The sequence below is a fragment of the Variovorax boronicumulans genome (assembly GCF_009811375.1).
GTDB classification, from domain to species: domain Bacteria; phylum Pseudomonadota; class Gammaproteobacteria; order Burkholderiales; family Burkholderiaceae_C; genus Variovorax; species Variovorax boronicumulans.
This window is the reverse complement of sequence record NZ_BKDH01000001.1, coordinates 2,236,315-2,257,893: the sequence shown is the minus strand read 5'-3', so window position 1 is coordinate 2,257,893 and position 21,579 is coordinate 2,236,315. Positions and strand designations below refer to the sequence as shown.

The 21,579-nt window shown below is 68.7% G+C and carries 21 protein-coding genes; 4 read left to right on the top strand and 17 right to left on the bottom strand.

Annotation, left to right across the window (positions count from 1 at the left end; translation table 11 throughout):
- The first annotated feature begins 52 nt into the window (after positions 1-52).
- Positions 53-1,249, top strand: coding sequence for an MFS transporter (locus VHAB30_RS10295; RefSeq protein ID WP_159276969.1), 1,197 nt, complete (start codon positions 53-55; stop codon positions 1,247-1,249).
- Here the strand turns inward: VHAB30_RS10295 and VHAB30_RS10290 are convergent.
- Entirely contained in the window at positions 1,213-2,052 is an 840-nt protein-coding gene (locus VHAB30_RS10290; protein WP_159276968.1) for a dienelactone hydrolase family protein, read from the bottom strand. The two genes, VHAB30_RS10295 and VHAB30_RS10290, sit on opposite strands and share 37 nt — an antisense overlap.
- 156 nt (positions 2,053-2,208) lie before the next feature.
- Here VHAB30_RS10290 and VHAB30_RS10285 point away from each other — a divergent pair, with 156 nt between their 5' ends.
- Complete coding sequence (locus VHAB30_RS10285; RefSeq protein ID WP_159276967.1) at positions 2,209-3,189, top strand: GlxA family transcriptional regulator; 981 nt, start codon at positions 2,209-2,211, stop codon at positions 3,187-3,189.
- Positions 3,190-3,216: 27 nt separating this feature from the next.
- A complete protein-coding gene (locus tag VHAB30_RS10280; RefSeq protein WP_235926561.1) occupies positions 3,217-3,744 on the top strand; it encodes a GNAT family N-acetyltransferase in 528 nt (175 codons plus the stop codon).
- Here VHAB30_RS10280 and VHAB30_RS10275 read toward each other — a convergent pair whose 3' ends face one another.
- Entirely contained in the window at positions 3,745-4,386 is a 642-nt protein-coding gene (locus VHAB30_RS10275) for an ABC transporter ATP-binding protein (RefSeq protein WP_159276966.1), read from the bottom strand.
- Positions 4,387-4,436: 50 nt separating this feature from the next.
- On the bottom strand, positions 4,437-5,342 hold the full coding sequence (gene gcvA / locus VHAB30_RS10270) for a transcriptional regulator GcvA (RefSeq protein WP_159276965.1): 906 nt from the start codon (positions 5,340-5,342) through the stop codon (positions 4,437-4,439).
- A gap of 134 nt (positions 5,343-5,476) precedes the next feature.
- Here gcvA and VHAB30_RS10265 point away from each other — a divergent pair, with 134 nt between their 5' ends.
- Entirely contained in the window at positions 5,477-6,163 is a 687-nt protein-coding gene (locus VHAB30_RS10265; protein WP_159276964.1) for an FMN-dependent NADH-azoreductase, read from the top strand.
- Between the two features lie 33 nt (positions 6,164-6,196).
- Here VHAB30_RS10265 and VHAB30_RS10260 read toward each other — a convergent pair whose 3' ends face one another.
- The 14 genes from VHAB30_RS10260 to VHAB30_RS10195 all read right to left on the bottom strand — a co-directional run bounded on the left by VHAB30_RS10260 (position 6,197) and on the right by VHAB30_RS10195 (position 21,445).
- Positions 6,197-7,102, bottom strand: coding sequence for an SDR family oxidoreductase (locus VHAB30_RS10260; protein ID WP_062471360.1), 906 nt, complete (start codon positions 7,100-7,102; stop codon positions 6,197-6,199).
- Between the two features lie 107 nt (positions 7,103-7,209).
- Positions 7,210-8,148, bottom strand: a complete 939-nt coding sequence (locus VHAB30_RS10255; protein WP_070060664.1) for a glutathione S-transferase family protein — start codon at positions 8,146-8,148, stop codon at positions 7,210-7,212.
- A gap of 32 nt (positions 8,149-8,180) precedes the next feature.
- The gene (locus tag VHAB30_RS10250; protein WP_159276963.1) at positions 8,181-9,821 is read right to left on the bottom strand and encodes an isovaleryl-CoA dehydrogenase; all 1,641 of its coding nucleotides are present in this window, start codon (positions 9,819-9,821) and stop codon (positions 8,181-8,183) included.
- Between the two features lie 96 nt (positions 9,822-9,917).
- On the bottom strand, positions 9,918-10,934 hold the full coding sequence (locus tag VHAB30_RS10245) for an NADP-dependent oxidoreductase (protein ID WP_159276962.1): 1,017 nt from the start codon (positions 10,932-10,934) through the stop codon (positions 9,918-9,920).
- 24 nt (positions 10,935-10,958) lie between these two features.
- On the bottom strand, positions 10,959-11,429 hold the full coding sequence (locus VHAB30_RS10240) for a PaaI family thioesterase (RefSeq protein WP_159276961.1): 471 nt from the start codon (positions 11,427-11,429) through the stop codon (positions 10,959-10,961).
- Between the two features lies 1 nt (position 11,430).
- On the bottom strand, positions 11,431-12,231 hold the full coding sequence (locus VHAB30_RS10235; protein ID WP_159276960.1) for an SDR family oxidoreductase: 801 nt from the start codon (positions 12,229-12,231) through the stop codon (positions 11,431-11,433).
- Positions 12,232-12,301: 70 nt separating this feature from the next.
- Positions 12,302-13,699 (bottom strand): DUF2252 domain-containing protein, encoded by a 1,398-nt coding sequence (locus VHAB30_RS10230; protein ID WP_159276959.1) that lies wholly within the window; start codon positions 13,697-13,699, stop codon positions 12,302-12,304.
- Complete coding sequence (locus VHAB30_RS10225; protein WP_159276958.1) at positions 13,689-13,991, bottom strand: Dabb family protein; 303 nt, start codon at positions 13,989-13,991, stop codon at positions 13,689-13,691. The genes VHAB30_RS10230 and VHAB30_RS10225 overlap by 11 nt, the downstream gene beginning before the upstream one ends.
- Before the next feature lie 23 nt (positions 13,992-14,014).
- Positions 14,015-14,254 (bottom strand): hypothetical protein, encoded by a 240-nt coding sequence (locus tag VHAB30_RS10220; RefSeq protein WP_139701578.1) that lies wholly within the window; start codon positions 14,252-14,254, stop codon positions 14,015-14,017.
- Between the two features lie 2 nt (positions 14,255-14,256).
- Positions 14,257-16,110 (bottom strand): acyl-CoA dehydrogenase, encoded by a 1,854-nt coding sequence (locus tag VHAB30_RS10215; protein WP_159276957.1) that lies wholly within the window; start codon positions 16,108-16,110, stop codon positions 14,257-14,259.
- A gap of 18 nt (positions 16,111-16,128) precedes the next feature.
- Positions 16,129-16,611 carry a PaaI family thioesterase gene (locus VHAB30_RS10210; RefSeq protein WP_159276956.1) on the bottom strand — a complete coding sequence of 161 codons (483 nt, stop codon included), beginning with the start codon at positions 16,609-16,611 and terminating at the stop codon, positions 16,129-16,131.
- A gap of 2 nt (positions 16,612-16,613) precedes the next feature.
- A complete protein-coding gene (locus VHAB30_RS10205) occupies positions 16,614-17,789 on the bottom strand; it encodes an acetyl-CoA C-acyltransferase (RefSeq protein WP_062471327.1) in 1,176 nt (391 codons plus the stop codon).
- 49 nt (positions 17,790-17,838) lie between these two features.
- Positions 17,839-19,317 carry a M20 family peptidase gene (locus tag VHAB30_RS10200; protein WP_159276955.1) on the bottom strand — a complete coding sequence of 493 codons (1,479 nt, stop codon included), beginning with the start codon at positions 19,315-19,317 and terminating at the stop codon, positions 17,839-17,841.
- A gap of 25 nt (positions 19,318-19,342) precedes the next feature.
- The gene (locus VHAB30_RS10195) at positions 19,343-21,445 is read right to left on the bottom strand and encodes a 3-hydroxyacyl-CoA dehydrogenase NAD-binding domain-containing protein (RefSeq protein ID WP_159276954.1); all 2,103 of its coding nucleotides are present in this window, start codon (positions 21,443-21,445) and stop codon (positions 19,343-19,345) included.
- Positions 21,446-21,579: the final 134 nt, after the last annotated feature.

Genomic DNA, 21,579 nt, shown 5'->3' with positions numbered 1-21,579 from the left:
TACTGGCGGCATTCTAGTCATCGAAGCCGATCGTCCGCACAGTACAGGCATCATGCCCATCGCTCTTCTTGCCCTCACCGCCGGTGCCTTCGGAATAGGCACCACCGAATTCGTCATCATGGGCCTGCTCCTGCAGGTGTCGACGGATCTGCACGTCTCCATCACGGCCGCCGGCCTGCTGATCTCGGGCTACGCGCTCGGGGTCGCGGTCGGCGCGCCCGTGCTCACCATCGCCACCCGCAAGCTGCCGCGCAAGACCGTGCTGCTCGCGCTGATGGCGATCTTCACGCTCGGCAACCTGGCCTGTGCACTCGCCCCCAACTACGAAATGCTCATGGCCGCGCGCGTCATCACCTCGCTGGCGCACGGCACCTTCTTCGGCGTCGGCTCGGTGGTGGCCACCGGCCTCGTGGCGCCCGAGCGCCGCGCCTCGGCCATCGCGATCATGTTCACCGGCCTCACCGCCGCCACGCTGCTGGGCGTGCCGGCCGGCGCATGGCTGGGCCTGCAGCTAGGCTGGCGCTCGACCTTCTGGGCGGTGACCCTGATCGGCGTGCTGGCCTTCGTGGTGCTCGCAGCCTTCGTGCCCCGCATGAAGGGCGAGGCCAAGCCGGCACCGCTGCGCGAAGAGATCGCCGTGCTCGCCCGCCCGCAGGTGCTGCTGGGCCTGGCGATGACGGTGCTCGGCTTTGCCGGCGTGTTCGTGGTCTACACCTACATCCAGCCGCTGCTGACGCAGGTCACCGGTCTCTCGGAATCGGCCGTGTCACCGGTCCTGCTGGTGTTCGGCGGCGGCCTGGCCGTCGGCAACATCCTGGGCGGCAAGCTGGCCGACCGCGCACCGATGGCCGCCGTGCTCGGCACGCTGGTGGCGCTGGCCGTGGTGCTCGGCGCGATGCAGTTCACCATCGGCACGCCGTTCACCGCCGTGGTGTTCGTCGGCCTGCTCGGCGTGGCCTCGTTCGCCACCGTGGCGCCGATGCAGCTGCGCGTGCTCGAGAAGGCCTCGGGCGCGGGCCAGAACCTGGCCTCGAGCCTGAACATCGCGGCCTTCAACCTCGGCAACGCGCTCGGCGCCTGGGTCGGTGGCGTGACGATCGACCACGGCCCGGGGCTGCGTGCCTTGGGCTGGGTGGCCGCGCTGCTCACGCTCGTAGGCCTGGCGATCGCGCTGTGGAGCCGCGCGCTCGACCGTCGAGCGCAGAAGACCGGTCAGTTGCCGGCCGACGGCGCCTCGGCACGGGCCTGATCCGCAACCCCCAGGCGGCGCGCGAAGAACGAAAGGATCTCGTCGCGCGCCGCAAGGGTCGGCTGGCCGGCCTCGTCGATCAGGTGCGCCGTCACCACGCTGTGCGGGCTGGCCACCACCTGCGAGAAGAACGACGGCAGGTCACGCGTGTTGGCCGCGCTGTCGGGCAGCACGCGGGCCACGAAGCGATCGCCCAGCGCCTCTGCATACGCCGCGAAACGCTGGGCCCGGCAGAAGCGGTCTCCCTCGAAGCGGTAAGCCATCACGGTGAGGTCGTCGCGCTCCAGGCGCTGGCGCACCTGTGCGATCTCTTCCTTCGAGATCTCGATGCCGCCGGGGTTGTCCAGCGGCAGCGACGGCTGCGACAGCACGGGCGCCAGCACCGCCGGCTCCAGCATCATGGTGAGCGCGAAGTTGCCGGTGAAGCACATGCCGATCGCGCCCACGCCCGGCCCGCCGCACTCCGCATGCGCCAGCCGCGCGAGCGCGCGCAGCCACTGCGTCACCGGGCTCGAGGCGTTGCCCGCGAAGGCGCGGAATTCGGCGCTCACGCAGGCGCGCTGGAACACGGCCTTGCCCTCTTCCGCATCCGGCACCGCGCCGTCGCGGCCGAACATCGACGGCATGTAGACCGTGAAGCCGGCGTCGCGCACCCAGCGGGCGAAACGCGCCACATGCGGACTGATGCCCGGCATCTCGGTCATCACGATCACGGCCGGGCCGGTGCCGGCGACGTAGACCGCCTTGGTGGCGCCGTCGAGCGAGATCTCGCGCCGGGTGAAGTCGTCGAGCGGGTCGGTCATGGCAAGGCCTCCCGGGCGTGCAGGTGGGCGCCGTGAGGAACAAGGGCAAGGATGTGGGACACGAAGGCACTTTCGGTGTTGCGACGATGCTCATTGCACCCGAGCACACACTAGACTGCCAGTGTCCATTCAGACACCTATCGGGCGTTTTCTGCCATGCACGATTTCACCGTTCTCGTTCTTCCCGGCAGCTTCGCCACCAGCACCGCCGTCACGCTCGACGTGCTGGCGGCCGCCGCCACGCTCGCCCCGCGCCACCAGATGCCCCGTCCCACCTGGCGCGTGGTGTCGCCCGATGGCGGCAGCGTGCCGCTGAGCAACGGCCTGCAGATCGACACCCTCGCCATGCCCCGCCGCGCGCGCGCCGACGGCTCGACGTGGATCGTGCCCGGCCTCGGTGTCGACAAGCCGGCCGACCTCGCACTGCGCCTGACCGACGACCACGCCCGCGCCGCCATCGACGCGGTGCGGCGCCATGCCGCACGCGGCGGCGCGGTCGCGGCCTCGTGCTCGGCCGTGTTCCTGCTGCAGGCGGCCGGCCTGCTGTCGCAGCGCCGCGTCACCACGTCGTGGTGGCTGGCGCCCGAACTGCGCCGGCTCGAACCGGCCTGCCATGTCGATGCCGACCGCATGGTCTGTGCCGACGGGCCGGTGAGCACCGCGGGCGCGGCCTTTGCGCAGTCGGACCTCATGCTGCACCTGCTGCGCACGCGCTTCGGCCCCGCGCTGGCCGAGGCCGTGAGCAAGGTGCTGCTGATCGACGGCCGCCAGGCGCAGGCCCCGTTCGTCGTGCCCTCGATGCTGTCCAACGGCAACGAGCTGGTCGCGCGCCTCACGCGGCGCATCGAGGCCGCGCTGCCCACGCCGCCCAGCGTGGCCGCGCTGGCCGAAGAGTTCGCGATGTCGCAGCGCACGCTGGCCCGGCGCGTGCGCGCCGCCACCGGCCTGGGGGCGCTGGCGCTGGTGCAGAGCGTGCGGCTGAACCGCGCGCGCCTGCTCATCGAGAGCAGCCGCATGACCATCGAGCAGGTCGCGGCACAGGTCGGCTACGAAGACGCCACGGCGCTGCGGCGGCTGATGCGCAAGTCGGCCGGTGCGCCGCCGAGCCGGTTCCGGTCGGCGCTGCAGTCGGCGTGACGCGCTTGCCGCAGAATGCGCCGCACCATGAACCGTCCGCCTGTCACCCTTCGCCCCGCCACCGCAGCCGACGCGCACACGCTCGCCGCGCTGGCGATTCAGGTCTGGCTCGACACCTATGCCACCGACGGCGTGAACGACGTGCTCGGGCGCTACGTGCTGTCGACCTTCACGCAGGCAGCGTTCGCTGCGTGGTCGGAATCGCCCCATGTCGCGCTGCGCGTGGCGCAGGTCGGCGACCAGCTCGTGGGCTATGCGCTGCTGCAGTTCGGCGCCGCGCAGCCGCTGGTGCCGGGCTGCGACACCGAGCTGCGCACGCTCTATGTGCAGTCACCTTTCCAGCGCAGCGGCGTCGGGTCGATGCTGCTGCGCGAAGCCCGCAGCGCCGCGCACGCACGCACGGGCAGCGACGGCCTGTGGCTCGCGGTGTACGCGAAGAACCCGCGCGCCGTCGCGTTCTACGAAAAGCAGGGCTTGGTCGCGATGGGGCTCACGCAGTTCATGCTCGGCGGAAAGCCGCACGACAACCTCGTGATGGCGACACCGGGCCGCTGATCAAACCAACGGCAGCTCAATGCAGGCGGCCAGCGGCACCTCCGTGACGCGCTCGCTGCTCGCCACGACCACCGCCCGCCCCGGCTGCGCAACGCGCCGTTCGATGGCCCGCCACAGGCCGTGGATCGAACGCGCGTCGAGCGCGCCCACCGGGTCGTCCAGCAGCACCACGGGCCGTCCCGACGCGAGCGCGGCGGCCAGCCCGACCTTGCGGCGCGAGCCGGTCGACAGCATGAACATCTGCTTTTCCAGGTGCGGCACGAGAGAGAAGGCCTCGACGAGGCGCTGCCACTCGGCCTTGTCGAACCCCGCATCGCCCTCGCCCAGCAAGGCCGTGCAGGCCTGGACGCTGAGCGCATCGAAGGCTTCCGACGCCGGTTCACAGAAGAAGACCTGGCGCCGGTAGGCCGCGGGTTCGGCGTCGAGCGCCACGCCGGCCGCGCGCAGTTGTCCGGCCGATGCGGGCTGCTGCCCCGCGAGCACGCGCAGCAAGGTCGACTTGCCGCTGCCGGTGTCGCCGTACAGCAGCGTGACGCCCTCGCCGATGCTGGCGGACCAGCGGTCGGCCAGCGCGGGCTGGTCGGGGTAGGCGAAGTGCAGGTTCTGGATCTGCAGGAGGGAAGAAGTCGGGGAAGTTCGCATGAGAAGGGGGAACGAAACGGCGATGAACGCGATTGTGTCGCTGCCGTGATTCAGACCCCGCCGGCGTCCAGCGGCGACAACCCCTTCACCCACTCGAACACCGCCGCCACGTTCGGATCGTCGCGCCGCGCCTGCGGGCACACCAGGTAGAACGGCGAGCCCTGCAGCACCGGCCCGAAGGGCTGCACGAGGTTGCCCGCGCGCAGTTCGTCCGCGATGAGCGCCAAGCCCATCAGCGCCACGCCCTGCCCCTGCAGCGCAGCCGAGACGGTGTGGGTCTCGTCGGAGAACACGGGGCCGGCCGACACATCCAGGCCGGGCACCTGGGCCACCTGCTGCCACGCGGCCCAGGTGCCCGGCTGGGTCTTGCTGTTCGGCACCGCGAAATGCAGCAGCGTGTGCTTCACGAGGTCGGCCGGGCGGCGCAGCTTGAGCGCGGGGCTGCAGGCCGGCGCGAAGACGGTGTCGAACAGCTTCTCGGCCACGAGGCCCGGCCACTGGCCCTTGCCGTAGCGGATGGCGACATCGGCGGTGAGGCCATCGAGCGGCACCGCGTCGTGCGAGGCGTGGATGCGCAGGTCGAGCCGGGGGTGCGCCGCGCGCAGCGCCCCCACGCGCGGCAGCAGCCAGCGCGCGGCGACGGCGGGCGTGGTCGACAGCGTGATGGCACTGCGCTCGGGCGGCGCCCGCAGGCGTGCCACGGCCTGGGCCATGGCAGCGAACGAATCGCTCAGCACCGCCTGCAGCTCGCGGCCCTGCGGCGTCAGCACAAGCTGGCGCGGCTGGCGCACGAACAGCGCCACGCCCAGCGACTCTTCGAGCTGGCGCACCTGGTGGCTGATGGCGGTGGGCGTGACCGACAGCTCGTTCGCCGCGAGCTTGGCGCTGCAATGGCGTGCGGCGGCCTCGAAGGCGCGCAGCGAGGCCAGCGGAGGCAGGGAATGCAGGAGGGCCATGGCGTGCTGATAGATGAATTTAATTTTCTGCAGCGAAAAGAATTCGTCGTTTGTCCGTCGATGGATGCTTCGATAAATTGGGAACCGTGTCAAGCAGACAGCTGAATTCCCTTCATCCAACCGAGGACCACGCCATGACCACCACCACCCTGCTCCACATCGATGCCAGCCCCCGCTCCGGCCGTTCGGGCGCCGTCGTCCACGGCTCGCATTCGCGTCGCCTGAGCCACCACTTCGTCAGCTCCTGGCAGGCGGCCCGCCCGCAGGACGAGGTGATCTACCGTGACTTCGGCATCGCGCCGCCGCAGGCGGTCACCGGCGACTGGATCCACAGCGCCTACACGCCCGCCGAAGCGCGCGAGCCCTGGATGCACGAGGTGCTGGCCGAGAGCAACACATTCATTGCCGAGCTGCGCCGTGCCGACGTGATCGTCATGGGCACGCCCATGTACAACTACAGCGCCCCGGCCACCGTGAAGGCGTGGATCGACAACATCGTGCGCGTCGGCGAGACCTTCGACATGGACCCGAGCCTGGACGACCCCTATGTGCCGCTGCTGGCCGAGCGCCCGCGCCGCACGGTGCTGCTCACCGCGCACGGCAGCAGCGGCTTTGGGCCCGGCGGCATGCAGGCGCACCTGAATTTCCTGGTGCCGGGGGTGAAGGCCGCGTTGGGCCTGGTCGGGCTGCGCGAGGTGCACGACATCGCGGTCGAGCATGCGGAAGACCGGGGCGACCTGCTGGAGCGGTCGATGGCCGAGGCGTTGTCGGGCATCGAGCAATTGGTGCGCGACCTGCAGGCCAAGGTGCAGGCCGGCTGAGGGCGGCCCGCGAGGGGCAGCCTCAGGAAGGGATCAGGCTGAGCGCAGCTGCTCGCGCAGCTTCTGGCCGATCTCGGGGCGCTCCAGGAACGGGTCGGCCGGGTTGGTGATCGACACGATGTTCTCCATGCGGCTCTTCACGTTGCCCAGCGCCTTGGGGTGGCTGAACACGTAGAACTGGTTGTCGCTGATGGCCTCGAACACCTTGTGCGCCACCTCGGCGGCCGTGATCTTGCCGCTGCTCACCGCCTTGTTGCTCATGGCCTGGCCGATGAGCTGGCTCTTGGTGAGCTCGGTGTCCTTCGGTGCGTTCGGGCGGTTGCGCTCGCTGCTCGTGATGCCGGTGGGCACGAAGTACGGGCACAGCAGGCTGGCGCCGATCTGGTCGGTGACCAGGTTCAGGTCCTGGTACATGGTTTCGGTCAGGCTCACGACAGCGGCCTTGGCCGCGTTGTAGATGCCCATGTTGGGCGGCGTGAGCAGGCCAGCCATGCTGGCGGTGTTGGTGATGTGGCCGCGGTAGCTCGGGTCCTTGGCGGCGGCCTCGAGCATCATGGGCGTGAACAGGCGCACGCCGTGGATCACGCCCCACAGGTCGACGCCCAGCACCCATTCCCAGTCGGCCACGGTGTTTTCCCACACCAGGCCACCGGCGCCCACGCCGGCGTTGTTGAACACGAAGTGCGGCGCGCCGAAGCGCTCCTTGACGGCGGCGGCCAGCGCTTCCATCTGGGCCGCGTCGGACACGTCGACCTTGCGCGCCAGCACCTGGACGCCCAGGGCCTCCATCTCGGCCTTGGCCTTGTCGAGTGCGTCCTGCTGCACGTCGACCAGCACGAGGTTCATGCCGCGGGCGGCGCCGATGCGCGCGCATTCGAGGCCGAAGCCCGAGCCTGCGCCGGTGAGTACGGCGGTCTTGCCCTTGAAGTCCTGGATCATTTGCCGGTGTCCTTGTCTCTGACGTTGAAGCGGAAGCCGCTATTGAAATACGGAACGCGCGCCGGCGCAGTCACGAAGGTGCCCGTCGCACGCGGATCTTTCGCTCATCAGGCCTCGGCTTTCTTCAACACATACCCGATGCGCGGAAAGTGCACATGCACCGTGCCCGTGCGCTCGCTGCTGCGCTCCAGCGTGTAGTGCGTGCGCGTGGCGGCCACCAGCGTGCCCGCCGTCTCCTCGAGGCCGAAGCTCTCGGCGCGGATGGTGACGGCGCTGCCCAGCGCAATGCCATGGTCGTCCTGGAAGGTGCTGTCGGTCAGCAGCGTGTGCGGCGTGGCGGCCTTGGCGACGGCAATGGCCTCGTCGCTGGAGAACTTCGACGAGGTGCCGTGGCCGATGGCCGCCATGCGGTCCATCCAGTCGAGCACCGCGGGCGTCAGGTCGAGGATGCCCTTCACCGCCTCGATGCGGCGCGTGTACCACAGCGGGTGGTAGGCCGAGAAGTCGGCGATGCACGGCACTTCGCCCAGCAGGAAGGGCTTGTCGTCGAGCATGTCGGACAGGCGGCGCAGGTACGACTTGTAGGCGCCGGTGGCGTCGGCCGGGCGCAGGCGCGTCATGTTGCCGGCGCTCATCTTGCCGCGGTCTTCGCCGAAGGCCTTGATGGCTTCTGGCGGCGCCTTGGCGAACACCTCGGCGGCGCCTTTGGGCTGCAGGCTCCAGGCCATCGCGGCCCAGAACAGCGAGGTGTCGGCCCACTGCGCGAGGATGCGCGACATGCCTTTTTCGGGCTGCGGGTAGAGCGTGGGCTCGGGCTGCAGGTGCTCCAGCACGTCGGCGATGAGCGCGCTGTCGCAGTACATGTCGGCGCCGATCTGCAGGAACGGCGTCTTGCGGTAGCCGCCCGTGAGCACTTCGACGTCGGGCTTGGGCATGATCGGCGGAATGAAGACCGACTTCCACGGCAGCTTCTTCGCGCCGAGGATCGTGCGCACCTTTTCCGAGAACGGCGAGGTGGTGTAGTGGTGAAGGATGAGGTCGGCCATGGTGTCTTTCGTGGAGGTGTTCTTGTCGGGGCTCAGCGCGGCTGCGCCCGCTGGATGATCGAATCGAAATCGGTGCCCGTGCCCAGCGTGCCGAAGGCCTGGCCCCAGTCGCCGCCCAGGCGCGAGGCGCAGAAGGCATCGGCCACGGCGGCGGGCGCGGTCTGCACCAGCAAGGCGGCCTGCACGGCCAGCGCCACGTCCTGCGCGAGGCGGCGCGCCTCGGTCTCGGAGGCCATGGCCTCGATGCGTGCGGGCAAGGCGTCGGCCAGGCGGTCGAGGGCGGGCTGCTGGCCGCGCGCGGGGGCCAGCTCGTGCGCCAGCGCGGCCACGGCGTCGCCCCTGCGCAGGCCGCGCAGCAGGTCGAGCGCCATGATGTTGCCGGCACCCTCCCAGATGGAGTTGAGCGGCATCTCGCGGTAGATGCGCGCGACGATGCCCTCGCCGCCCTCTTCCACGTAGCCGTTGCCGCCCAGGCACTCCATGGCCTCCTGCGCGAAGTGGCTGCCGCGCTTGCAGATCCAGAACTTGGCGACCGGCGTGAGCAGGCGCGCCATCAGGTTCTCGTGCGCGTCGGCCTGGCGGTCGAAGGCCCGCGCGAGGCGGATCGCCAGGGCGGTGGCGGCCTCGCTTTCGAGCGCGAGGTCGGCCAGCACGTTCTTCATGAGCGGCTGTTCGACCAGCGGCTTGCCGAAGGCCTGGCGCTGCGCCGTGTGATTCAGCGCGATGCCCAGCGCCTGGCGCATGAGGCCGCTGGTGCCGAGCGAGCAGTCGAGCCGCGTCATCGTGCCCATCTCGAGGATCTGCGGAATGCCGCGGCCCTCCTCGCCCACGAGCCAGGCGCTGGCGCCATGGAACTCGACCTCGGAGCTGGCGTTGGCCTTGTTGCCGAGCTTGTCCTTCAGGCGCTGGATGTGGATGGCATTGCGCGTGCCATCGGGCAGTACGCGCGGCAGGAAGAAGCACGACAGCCCGGCCGGCGCCTGCGCGAGGATGAGGAAGGCATCGCACATCGGCGCCGAGAAGAACCACTTGTGGCCGGTGATCGCGTAGCGCTCGCCCCAGGCGTCGCTGCCGTCGCGCACCGCCTGCGTGGTGTTGGCCCGCACGTCGGAGCCGCCCTGCTTCTCGGTCATGCCCATGCCCATGGTCACGCCGGGCTTGTCGTTCAGCGGCTTGAGCGCGGGGTCGTACCAGAGGCTGGCGAGCTTCGGGCCCCAGTCGGCATGCACGCCTGGGTTGCCGCGCAAGGCGGGCGTGACGGCGTAGGTCATCGAGATCGGGCACAGGATGGACGGCTCCAGCTCGGTGAAGAGCATGAAGCCCGCGGCGCGCAGCACGTGTGGCGAAGCCGACGTGCCGGTCCACGGCGTGCCGTGCAGGCCCGCACCCACCGCGGCGGTCATCAGCGCGTGGTAGCTCGGATGGAACTCCACTTCGTCGATGCGACGGCCGAAGCGGTCGTGCGTGTGGAGTTCGGGCGTGTGGATGTTGGCCAGCCGCGCATGCGTCTGCATGGCGGCCGAACCGAGGGTGGCGCCCAGCTCGTGCAGCTGCGTGGTCTGCAGCGTGGGCGCGTTGAACTTCAGCGCATCGCGCAGGGGGCGGTGGGTGTCGAAGAGGTTGTAGTCGACCAGCGGCGTGGGCTGGTTGAAGACCTCGTGCGTCGGGTTCATTCGCATACCTCCATGCTTCGCATTGCGGTGCACGCTTGCTTGGGGCGGCCCGGCGCGGCGCGTATGACCGGCCTCCTTGCCGTGCGTTTCAAGCCATCAGATGAGCTTCACCAGTTGCTTGCCGAAATTCTTGCCCTTGAGCAAACCCAGGAAGGCCTCAGGGGCGGATTCGATGCCCTGCGCGATCGACTCGCGCGGCTTGAGCTTGCCGGTGCCCACCAGCGTGCCGAGTTCGGTCAGCGCCTCGGGCCACACTTCCATGTGCTCGCTGACGATGAAGCCCTCGATCTTCAGGCGGTTGATGAGGATCAGCGCCGGGTTCGCCAGCGGCAGCGGCTGGCCGTCGTAGCCCGCGATCATTCCGCACAGCGCCACGCGCGCGAAGGCGTTGGTGCGCAGCAGCACGGCGTCGAAGATGTAGCCGCCGACGTTCTCGAAGTAGCCGTCGATGCCGTTCGGGCAGGCTTCCTTGAGCGCGGCGCTCATGGTCTTCACGTCGGGGTGCTGGCGGTAGTCGATGCAGGCGTCGAAGCCGAGCTCGTCGGTCACGTACTTGCACTTGTCGGGGCCGCCCGCGATGCCGACCACGCGGCAGCCGCGCGCCTTGGCCAGCGCACCGAAGGCACTGCCCACGGCGCCGCTGGCGGCGGTGATGACCACGGTTTCACCGGCCTTGGGCGCGATGATCTTCACGAGGCCGTACCAGGCCGTCACGCCGGGCATGCCCACGGCGCCGAGGTAGTGCGACAGCGGCACGTGCGTGGTGTCGACCTTCTTCAGCGCGCCGGGCTGCGAGGCATCGACCACGCTGTATTCCTGCCAGCCGCCGAAGCCGACGACCTTGTCGCCCACGGTGAACTTGGGGTGCTTGCTCTCGACCACTTCGCCGACCGTGCCACCCTGGAACACCTGGCCCACGGGTTGCGGCTGCGCGTAGCTCTTCGCGTCGTTCATGCGCCCGCGCATGTACGGATCGAGGCTCATGTAGTGGTGGCGCACCAGCACCTGGTTGTCGGCGAGCGCGGGCGTCTCGACAGTCACCAGCTTGAAGTTGCTGGCCGTGGCTTCGCCCTCGGGGCGGTTGTCGAGGTGGATCTGCTTGTTGGTGGGCATGAAAGTCTCCGGGGGAATGGGATGTCAGTCGGTGGATGGCGGACGCATCGCGTTGGCGCTCGCGGGGCCGGTCGGCAGCCGGCGCTTCACGTACTTGAAGGTGCCGGTGGCATGGGCACACACGCGCTCCTGCTCGTCGTAGATCTTGGCTTCGGTGAAGGCCAGCGTCGCGGTGCGGTGCAGCAGCGTGCCGCGTGCGCGCAGCGGGCCGACCGACGGTTGCATGAAGCTGGTCTTCATCTCGATGGTGACCACGCCGGTCTCGGGCGCCACGCTGCGCGCGGCCGCCGCCATGGCGATGTCGAGCAGCGTCATGCAGGCGCCGCCGTGCGTCACGTCGAAGGTGTTCAGGTGCTCGGGCTTGGCGGTGTAGATGATCTCGGACTGGCCGTCCTCGAACTTCGTGAGCTCGAAACCGAGGTGGCGCGCGAACGGAATCTGGCTCGTGTACGAGCGGATGTTGATGTCGCTGGACTTTTCAGGCGAATCGGACATGTCAGGCCGCACCCAGCACCACGCTCACGCCGCCGTCCACCGCGACCCACTGGCCGGTGATGTGCTTGCCTGCGTCGCTCGCGTACAGCAGCGTCAGGCCCTTCAGGTCTTCGTCGTCGCCCAGGCGGCCCAGCGGTGCCGAGGCGGCCATGTGCTCTTCGCCCAGGGTCTTGATCAGGCCGGCCGCCATCTTCGTCATGAAGAAGCCCGGGCAGATCGCGTTGACGTTGATGTTGTACTTGCCCCATTCGGCGGCCAGCGTCTTCGTGAAGCCGATCACCGCGGTCTTCGAGGTGTTGTAGGCCAGCGTCTGCATGCCGGGCGGGTTGCCGTTCAGGCCGGCGATCGAGGCGATGTTGATGATGCGCCCGCGCTTCTTCGGGATCATGTAGCCGTTGGCAACCTGCTGCGCCAGGATGAAGTAGCCGCGCACGTTGAGGTTCATCACCTTGTCCCAGGCCTCGACCGGGTGGCTCTCGGCGGGCGAACCCCAGCTGGCGCCGGCGTTGTTGATGAGGATGTCGATGCCGCCCATGCGCTGCAGGGTCTCGTCGGCCAGGCGGCGGGTGTCTTCTTCCTTGGAGCAGTCGGCGGCGATCCAGCGCGCGTCGATGCCGGCGGCTTGCAGCTCGGCAGCGGCCTGTTCCAGGTCGTCGGCCTTGCGCGAGCTCAGCATGATCTTCGCGCCGGCCTCGCCCAGCGCATGGGCCATCTGCAGGCCCAGGCCGCGCGAGCCGCCGGTGATGAGCGCCGTCTGACCCGTGAGGTCGAACAGCTGTTGGGTGGTGCGGGGCTTCGTCATGTCGGTGTCTCCGGTGTGGATGATGAAAGAAGAGGGTTGCGTTGGCTCTGAAGGCGGTGGCTTCGGGCCGTCAGGACGCGGTGTCGTCGGCCTCGACGGCGGCGGCCTTGCCGGCGGCCACGGCTTTTTTCAGCCGGCGCCAGTCGGCCTGGTTCACGTCGGCATAGCCTTCGGCGAAATCGGCAAGCGCCGTGTTGAAGCTCCTGGAGCGCCCCAGGTAGCCGTCGATGGCCCAGGCGTCGCCGCCCTTGGCATGCGCGCGGGCCAGGCTGTAGCCGCAGGCCTCGGCGAACTCGAGCAGGTCGACCGGCTTGAAGTCCTCCAGCTTGTAGGAGGCCTTCATGTCGCGCAGCTGCCGCACGTAGAAGCCGCGCCCGCCCGGTCCCTGGGCCCAGCCCAGGAAGACGTCGCTGGCGGCCTGTGCCAGCCGCTGGCCCTGCACCACGCGCTGGCCCGGCGACGCCGTGTCCGGTGCCGCGCCCAGCGGGGCTTCAAGCACCGACTCGCCGGCCTCCTTGCACTGCAGGAACAGCGGGTGCGCGCGGTCGGCCACGAACAGCAGCAGGAAGCAGCGTCGGCCGACCGAGCCGACGCCGGGCGTGAGCACCGCGACATCGTGCAGCTCGTAGCGGTCGAACAGCCGCTGGCGCTCGGGCGGCAGGCTGGCGCGGTACTGCGCCAGGAAGGCCGGCAGTCCGGCGCGGAAGCGCTTGATTTCACGCGCCGTCGCGCGGGCGTCGTGGTACACGAACGGCGGCTGGTCGCGGATCATGAGGCGGCCGTCGACCGTCTCGGTTGCGCTGTCGGCGAACACGCGCGAGGTGCTGCGGCGCGCCTTCTTGATGACCGCGAGCTCGGTCGCGTCTTCGGCGCCGAGCTTCAGCAGGGTTTGCGACGTGAGCCGCGCGTACCAGGCCTCCAGCGTGTCCATGCGCGCGAAGGCCCGCATGCGGTCGCGGTAGGCCTCGGCCAGCTGCTGCACGGCCTCGCGCCCGATGCGCGGCTTGAAACCCCGGTCGCGCGCGGCCACCACGAACGAGGTGGCCAGCCGACGCACGTCCCAGTCGAAGGGCCCTTGCAGGGTTTCGTCGAAATCGTTGATGTCGAAGACCAGCGCCCGCTCGGGGCTGGCAAAGAAGCCGAAGTTCGCGAGGTGCGCATCGCCACACAGCTGCGTCGCGATGCCGCTGTGCGGGAGCCTGGCGAGGTCGTTCGCCATCAGGCTGGCGGCGCCGCGGTAGAACGTGAAGGGGCTGACCAGCATGCGGCCGTGGCGCACCGGCACCAGTTCGGGCACGCGGCCGCGGTTGGACGCCTTCAGCCAGCCGAGCGGATCGCGGTCGGTGGCGTCGGGTCGGGGCACCTGCGCCCACTGGCCGAGCGCACAGCGCTGGCGCTGCGCACGGCCGAACGCCCGCCGCTCGGCCGGTGAGGCCGTGGCGTCGGGCGCGTGGGGTTCAGAGCTCATAGTCCATGCACTGGCGGGCTTCACGCACGGCGCCGATGAAGGGCTTGAGCGCCACGTGCTGGGGATGGTCGGCGTAGGCCGCCAGCGCGGCGGCGTCGGTGAATTCCGAGTTGAGGATCAGGTCGTAGGTGGCCTCGAGCCCGGGCTGGGCGATGACCACCTCGAAACGGTGCGTGCCGGGCGAGAGCATCGCGCAGGCGTCGAGCAGCGCCTTGGCCTTGAGCAGGTTGGTCGCCTTGTCGGCGCCCTCGGCGTGCTCCTTGAACTTCCACATCACGATGTGCTTGAGCATGGTCGGGTCCTTGCCTTGTTTTTTTACTTGAGCCGCGAACGCACGTAGATGAGCACGACGCCCACCGCGGCGACCACGACGCCGGGCACGGCCATCGACCAGCCCAGCGCGGGCTCGGTGCGGCCCGTGGCGATGCCCAGGATCACGAGGAACAGGCCGCCGTAGATCAGGATCCAGATCCACTTCTCGAGCCGCGCATGCGGCTTGGGTGGTTTCGGCGGTTGGGCGGCGGGCGGGGGTGAGTTCGGGGCGGCGTTGGCCATTGTCAGAAAGCGTCCTCGGGCAAAGCGGTACAGGTCGGGTCACGGGTTTCGACCACCTGGAGCCAGGCACCGATTTTCGGCAGCTCGTAGTGGAAGAAATAGTCCGTGGCGCCGATCTTGCCAGCTGTTACCGCCCTCGCCTTCTGCGCGTCGATTTCCAGGGCCCGCAGCGCCACGTCGAGCCAGATCCAGGCCAGCACCGTGTGGCCGAAGGCCTGCATGTAGGGCACGGCGTTGGCCAGCGCGTCGGCCGGGTCGCCGGTGGACCAGGCGGCCTCGGTGGCGCTGCCGATGCGCTGCAGCGCGGCGCCCAGCGCCTTGGCGTGGGGCGCCAGCGCGGGCACCTTGGCGGCGCGGCCGATGGTCTCGGTGATGCGCCCGGCCAGCAGCTGCAGGCCGCGGCCCTTTTCCATCAGCACCTTGCGGCCCAGCAGGTCGGCCGCCTGGATGCCGTGTGTGCCCTCGTGGATCATGTTCAGGCGGTTGTCGCGCCAGTACTGCTCCACCGGAAAGTCGCGCGTGTAGCCGTAGCCGCCGTGCACCTGGATCGCCAGCGAATTCGCCTCCAGGCACCACTCGCTGGGCCAGCTCTTCGCGATGGGCGTGAGCACCTCCAGCAGCAGGCGGGCGTCGTCGGCCTGCGCGGCATCGCCGGTCTTCTGCGTGTCGACCAGGCGGGCGCAGTACAGCTCCAGCGCCAGCGCGCCCTCGCAGTACGCCTTCTGGGCCAGCAGCATGCGGCGCACGTCGGCGTGCTCGATGATGCGCACCTGCGGCGCGGCCGAGTCCTTGGCCACGGCGGCGCCGGCGGCTTCGGGCTTCTTCACCAGCCGGCCCTGCGGGCGGCTCTTGGCGTAGTCGAGCGAGGCGTAGTAGCCGGCCATGCCGAGCATGGTGGCGGCGGTGCCGACGCCGATGCGGGCCTCGTTCATCATGTGGAACATGCAGTGCAGGCCCTTGCCGGGCGCGCCGACCAGGTAGCCCACCGCGCCGGCCTTGCCGCCGACCGGGTACTTGCCCTCGCCGAAGTTCAGCAGCGTGTTGGTGGTGCCGCGCCAGCCGAGCTTGTGGTTCAGGCCGGCCAGCGCCACGTCGTTGCGCTCGCCGGTGAGTTCGCCCTGCGTGTCCACCATGCGCTTGGGCACGATGAACAGCGAAATGCCGCGCGTGCCCGGAATGAGCTTGCCGTTCTCGTCGGGGATCTTGGCCAGCACGATGTGCACGATGTTCTCGGTCAACTCATGGTCGCCGGCCGAGATCCACATCTTGTTGCCCGTGAGCCGATAGCGCGGGCCCAGCGGATCGTTCTGGTAGTCGGCGCCATCGGGCACGGCGCGCGTGGCCACGTCGCTCAGCGACGAACCGGCCTGCGGCTCCGACAGGCACATGGTGCCCGCCCAGCGACCCGAAAATTCATTCTTGGCAAACACCTCTTTCTGCATCTCGGTGCCGTGCACCATGAGCAGGTTGGCGTTGCCGCTGGTGAGCATGTTCGAGCCGATGCTCACCGAGGCCATCGCGAAGAAGCTGTTGGCCGCCGCCTGCACCGTGTAGGGCAGCTGCATGCCGCCGATCTCGTAGTCCTGGGCGGCGCTCAGCATGCCGGACTCGACGAAGGCCTTGTGCGCGTCGTGCGTGGCCTGCGGCAGGATGACTTTCTCGCCGTCGAAATGCGGCTCCTGCGTGTCGACGGTGCGGTTGAACGGCGCGTACTTTTCGCGCGCGATGCGCTCGCAGGTGTCGAGCACGGCGTCGAAGGTCTCGCGCGAGTGGTCGGCAAAACGCTCGCTTTGGTTGAGCTTCTCGGCGTCGAGCCAGTCGTAGAGCAGAAAGTCGAGGGTGGGACGCAGGCTCATGGTGATGTCTTCTTCAGGCTACGACTTCGCGGGTGACGAAGTCTTCTTCTTCGGGGAATCGGGCAGCGTGGCGATGGTGCCCTGCGCCAGCGCGCAGAGCTTCTCGGTGCCGTCGTCGGCCACCGCCACCACCTCGCAGGTGCACACGGCCTGCGAGCTGCCGGTGTGCATGGCCCGGGCGCGCGCAATCAGCCGCTGGCCGATGGCGGGCCGCACGTAGTTGATCTTGAATTCGGAGGTCACGACCGGCACGCGCAAGGCGCTGCCGCCGGCAAAGGTCAGCGCGTTGTCGGCCATGTAGCTCACGATGCCGCCATGGGCGAAACCGTGCTGCTGCTTCAGCTGCGCGCCGAGCGGCAGCTGAAGCTCGGCATGGCCCGGCGCGAGCGCATGCAGCTCGGCGCCGATCAGCACGCTGAAGGGCTGCGCGGCCAGCACGCTGCGGCCGTAGGCCAGGACGGCTTCGGGCGAGACCTCCTGGTCATTGCCCAAGCCGGACATGGTTACAGGACCTCGAACACGCCCGCAGCGCCCATGCCGCCGCCGATGCACATCGTGACCACGACCTTCTTGGCGCCGCGGCGCTTGCCTTCGATGAGCGCGTGGCCCGTGAGGCGCTGGCCGCTCACGCCGTAGGGGTGGCCCACGGCGATGGCGCCGCCGTTGACGTTCAGGCGGTCGCCCGGAATGCCCAGCTTGTCGCGGCAATAGATGACCTGCACGGCGAAGGCTTCGTTCAGTTCCCACAGGTCGATGTCGTTGACCGTGAGGCCCAGGCGCTTGAGCACCTTGGGGATGGCGAAGACCGGGCCGATGCCCATTTCGTCGGGCTCGCAGCCGGCCACGGCGAAGCCGAGGAAGCGGCCCAGGGGCTTCAGGCCCTTTTGCTGCGCGTACTTCTCGTCGACCACCACGCAGGCGCCGCCGCCGTCGGAGAACTGGCTGGCATTGCCGGCCGAGATCAGGCCACCGGGCATGGCCGAGCGGATGCCGCTGATGCCTTCCTTGGTGGTGCCGGGACGGATGCCTTCGTCGTTCTCGATCGTGACTTCCTTGGTGCGCAGGCCCATCACGGGGTCGGCCACGCCGGCCAGCACGGTGATGGGGGCGATCTCGTCCTTGAACTTGCCGGCTTCGAGCGCGGCGGTGGCGCGCTGCTGGCTTTGTGCGCCGTACTCGTCCATGGCGTCGCGGCCGATGTTGTAGCGCTTGGCGACCTGCTCGGCGGTCTGCAGCATGTTCCAGTAGATCTCGGGCTTGTGCTTCACGAGCCACGGGTCGGCCAGCATGTGCGTGTTGGCTTCGTTCTGCACGCACGAGATGCTCTCGACGCCGCCGGCCACGTACACGTCGCCCTCGCCCGCGATGATGCGCTGGGCGGCGGTGGCGATGGTCTGCAGGCCCGACGAGCAGAAGCGGTTGATGGTCATGCCCGAGGTGGTGACCGGCAGGCCCGCACGCAGGGCGATCTGGCGCGCGATGTTGGAGCCGGTGGCGCCTTCAGGCGTGGCGCAACCCATGATGACGTCGTCGACCGAGGCCGGATCGATGCCGGCGCGCTGCACCGCGTGCTGCACGGCATGGCCGCCCAGCGTGGCGCCGTGGGTCATGTTGAAGGCACCCTTCCAGCTCTTCGCGAGCGGCGTGCGGGCGGTGGAAACGATGACGGCGCTGGTCATGGTGAGGTCCTTTGAAGATGGAAGGGAAAAGAGGGAAAAGACGGGGTCGTCATTGCGCCGGCGCGGCCGCGTGGGTGTTGCGCAGGAGCTGGTGGTAGAAGCCGATCATCTCGCCGTAGTTCGAGATGGCCAGGCGTTCGTTGTTGCCATGAAAGCGCGCCAGGTCCTCGCTCTTCACGCGGAACGGCGAGAAGCGGAAGACGGCATCGCTCACGAGGCTGAAGTGGCGGGAATCGGTGGCGGCGGTCATGAGGCCGGGCGCCACCACGGCGTCGGGGAAGCTCTGGCGCACGGCCTGCTGGATCGCGCGGTAGCCAGTGCTATCGGTGGGCGACACCGGCGAAGGCTCCGAGTTGCCGGGGTACGGCTTGATCTTGATGTCGTCGTCGCCCAGCGCCTTGCGCAGGTGCGCCTCGACGCTGGCCAGCGTGTCGCCGGGCAGCACACGGAAGTTGACGGCGGCCTCGGCACGGCCGGGCAGCACGTTGTCCTTGTTGCCGGCGCGCACGATGGTCAGCGCGGTGGTGGTGCGCAGCATGGCGTTGCTGCTCGGGCTCTTCTCGAGCTGGCCGCGCACCAGCGGCTCGGTGAGCCACAGGTTCGACAGCATGACGCGGTTGACGCCGCCCATCTCGGGGGCGAGCGCGCCGAACATCTGGCCGGCCACGCCCTGGATGCCGCCGGGCATCGGCGTTGCTTCGAGCCGCGCGAGCGCGGCGCTCATGCGGCCGATGGCGCTTTTTTGCGGCGGCATCGACGAGTGGCCGGGCGCGGTATCGAGCGAGAGGAAGAAGGTGCCGTAGCCCTTCTCCGCCAGGCCGATGAGCGCCGCGGGCTTGCTCAGGCCGGGCAGCACGCCGTCGAGCACCAGCAGGCCTTCGTCGAGCACCCAGTCCAGCTTCACGCCGCGCGACTTGAGCAGTTCGGCGATGGGCTGCGCGCCGCGCAGGCCGCTCACCTCTTCGTCGTCGCCCATCACGAGGTAGACCGTCTGCTTCGGCTGGAAGCCGCTGCCGATGAGCAGCTCGATGGCTTCCATCTGCGCAAACAGGTTGCCCTTGTTGTCGAGCGTGCCACGGCCCCAGACGAAGCCGTCCTTGATCTCGCCCGCGAAGGGATCGACCGACCAGGCCTTTTCGGTGCCGGGCGCGATGGGCACCATGTCCTGGTGCGCCATGAGCGCGATCGGCTTGGCCTGCGCGTCGGTGCCGGCCCAGGTGTAGAGCAAGGCCTTCTGGCCCACCACTTCCTTCTTGAGGGTGGCGTGGACCTTCGGGTACTGCTGCGCCAGGTAGGCGTGCAGCTTGTCGAACTCGGCCAGGTTGGCGGCCGCGTCCTCCAGGCTCGACACCGTGCGGATCGGGATCGCGCCGGCCAGCCGCTTGGCAGCGGCCTGCAGGTCGATCTCGAGCTTCGGTGCAGGGGCCACCGCGAGTTGCTGCGATGGCGTGGTCCAGGTCTTGACCGCCACAGCCGCCACCAGTGCCAGGAGCACCAGCAGCAGCCCGAGGAAGATGCGTTTCAACATGGGCGGTCTTGATCCTGGGTCAGTCTCAGCTGAAGGACTTGCCTTCGGCCACCAGCTTCTGGATCAGCGGTGCGGGCTGCCAGAACTCGGCGTCGTCGCGCGGGTTCTGCGCAAAGCGCTTCATCGTCTCGGCCACGTTGTACAGGCCGACCTGCGAGGCGTAGTGCATCGGGCCACCGCGGTAGATCGGGAAACCGTAGCCGGTGAGGTACACCATGTCGATGTCGCCCGACTTGGAGGCAATGCCGTCTTCCAGGATGTGCGCGCCTTCGTTGACGAGGGCGAACACCAGGCGCTGCACGATTTCCGTGTCGGAGATCTTGCGCGGCGTGATGCCCAGTTCCTTGCGGTGGTCCTCGATCATCTTGTTGACGAGTTCCGACGGGATGGCGTCGCGCTTGCCGGCCTGGTAGTCGTACCACCCTGCCCCGGTCTTCTGGCCGAAGCGGCCCAGCTCGCACAGCTTGTCGGCCGTGCGGCTGTACTTCATGTCGGCACGCTCGACGGCGCGGCGCTTGCGGATCGCCCAGCCGATGTCGTTGCCGGCCAGGTCGCCCATGCGGAACGGGCCCATGGCGAAGCCGAACTTCTCGATGGCCTTGTCGACCTGCTGCGGCGTGGCACCTTCGTCCAGCAGGAAGCCGGCCTGGCGGCTGTACTGCTCGATCATGCGGTTGCCGATGAAGCCGTCGCACACGCCCGACACGACGGAGGTCTTCTTGATCTTCTTGCCGATGGCCATCACGGTGGCCAGCACGTCCTTGGACGTGGCCTTGCCGCGCACCACTTCGAGCAGCTTCATCACGTTGGCCGGGCTGAAGAAGTGCATGCCGACCACGTCCTGCGGACGGTCGGTGAACGAGGCGATCTTGTCGACGTCCAGCGTCGAGGTGTTCGAGGCCAGGATGGCGCCCTTCTTGGCGACGCGGTCGAGTTCCTTGAAGACCTTTTCCTTGACGCCGATTTCTTCGAACACGGCTTCGATGATGAGGTCGGCGTCCTTCAGGTCGTCGTAGCTCAGCGTGGTGCTCAGGAGCGCCATGCGCTGCTCGTACTTGTCCTGCTTGAGCTTGCCCTTCTTGACCTGGGCTTCGTAGTTCTTCTTGATGGTGGCAATGCCGCGGTCGAGCGCCTCTTGCTTCATCTCGAGGATCTTGACGGGGATGCCCGCGTTCAGGAAGTTCATCGAGATGCCGCCGCCCATGGTGCCGGCGCCGATGACGCCCACGGCCTTGATCTCGCGCTTGGGCGTGTCTTCGGGCACGTCGGGAATCTTGCTCGCGGCGCGCTCGGCCATGAACAGGTGGCGCAGGGCCAGCGATTCGGGCGTGAACATCAGCGCGGTGAAGAGGCGACGCTCTTCGGCCATGCCGTCGTCGAACTTCATCTTGGTCGCGGCCTGCACGGCGTCGACGCACTTCAGCGGCGCGGGGTAGTTCTTCGACATGCCGCCGACCATGTTCTTGGCGAACTGGAAGTAGGCATCGCCTTGCGGATGCTTGCACGGCAGGTTGCGCACCAGCGGCAGCTCGCCGCCCTTGGCAGCGACCGACTTGGCGAACTCGACGGCTTCGTCGAACACCGACTCGGCCGAGGCAGCCAGCTTGTCGAACAGCTTCTGGCCCGGCAGGCTGGCGAGCAGTTCGCTCTTCACCGGCTCGCCGCTGACGATCATGTTCAGGGCGGCCTCCACGCCGAGCACGCGCGGCAGGCGCTGCGTGCCACCGGCGCCTGGCAGCAGGCCGAGCTTGACTTCAGGCAGTGCCACGCTGGTGCCCGGTGCGGCCACGCGGTAGTGGCAGCCCAGGGCCAGCTCGAGGCCGCCGCCCATGCACACGGAGTGGATGGCTGCGACGACGGGCTTGGGGGAGGCTTCGAGCGAGAGGATCACGCTCAGCAGGTTGGGCTCTTGCAGCGCCTTGGGCGTGCCGAATTCCTTGATGTCCGCACCGCCCGAGAACGCCTTGCCGGCGCCGGTGATGACGATGGCCTTGACGGCGCTGTCGGCATTGGCCTTGGACAGGCCGTCGGTGATGCCGATGCGTGTCGAGAAGCCGAGACCGTTGACCGGCGGGTTGGTCAGGGTGATCACGGCGACATCGCCGAGCACTTTGTATTCAGCCGTCATGCTGCGTTCCTTGGTGTGTGAAGAAAAAGAAGAAAAAGCACGAGTGTTCTTTTTCGAAGATTCTAGGCGTTTTGCGTGGCCGAACAATGGCACGCAGTCGCTGTCGGGACAAGGGCCTCAAGAGAGAGCCGGAC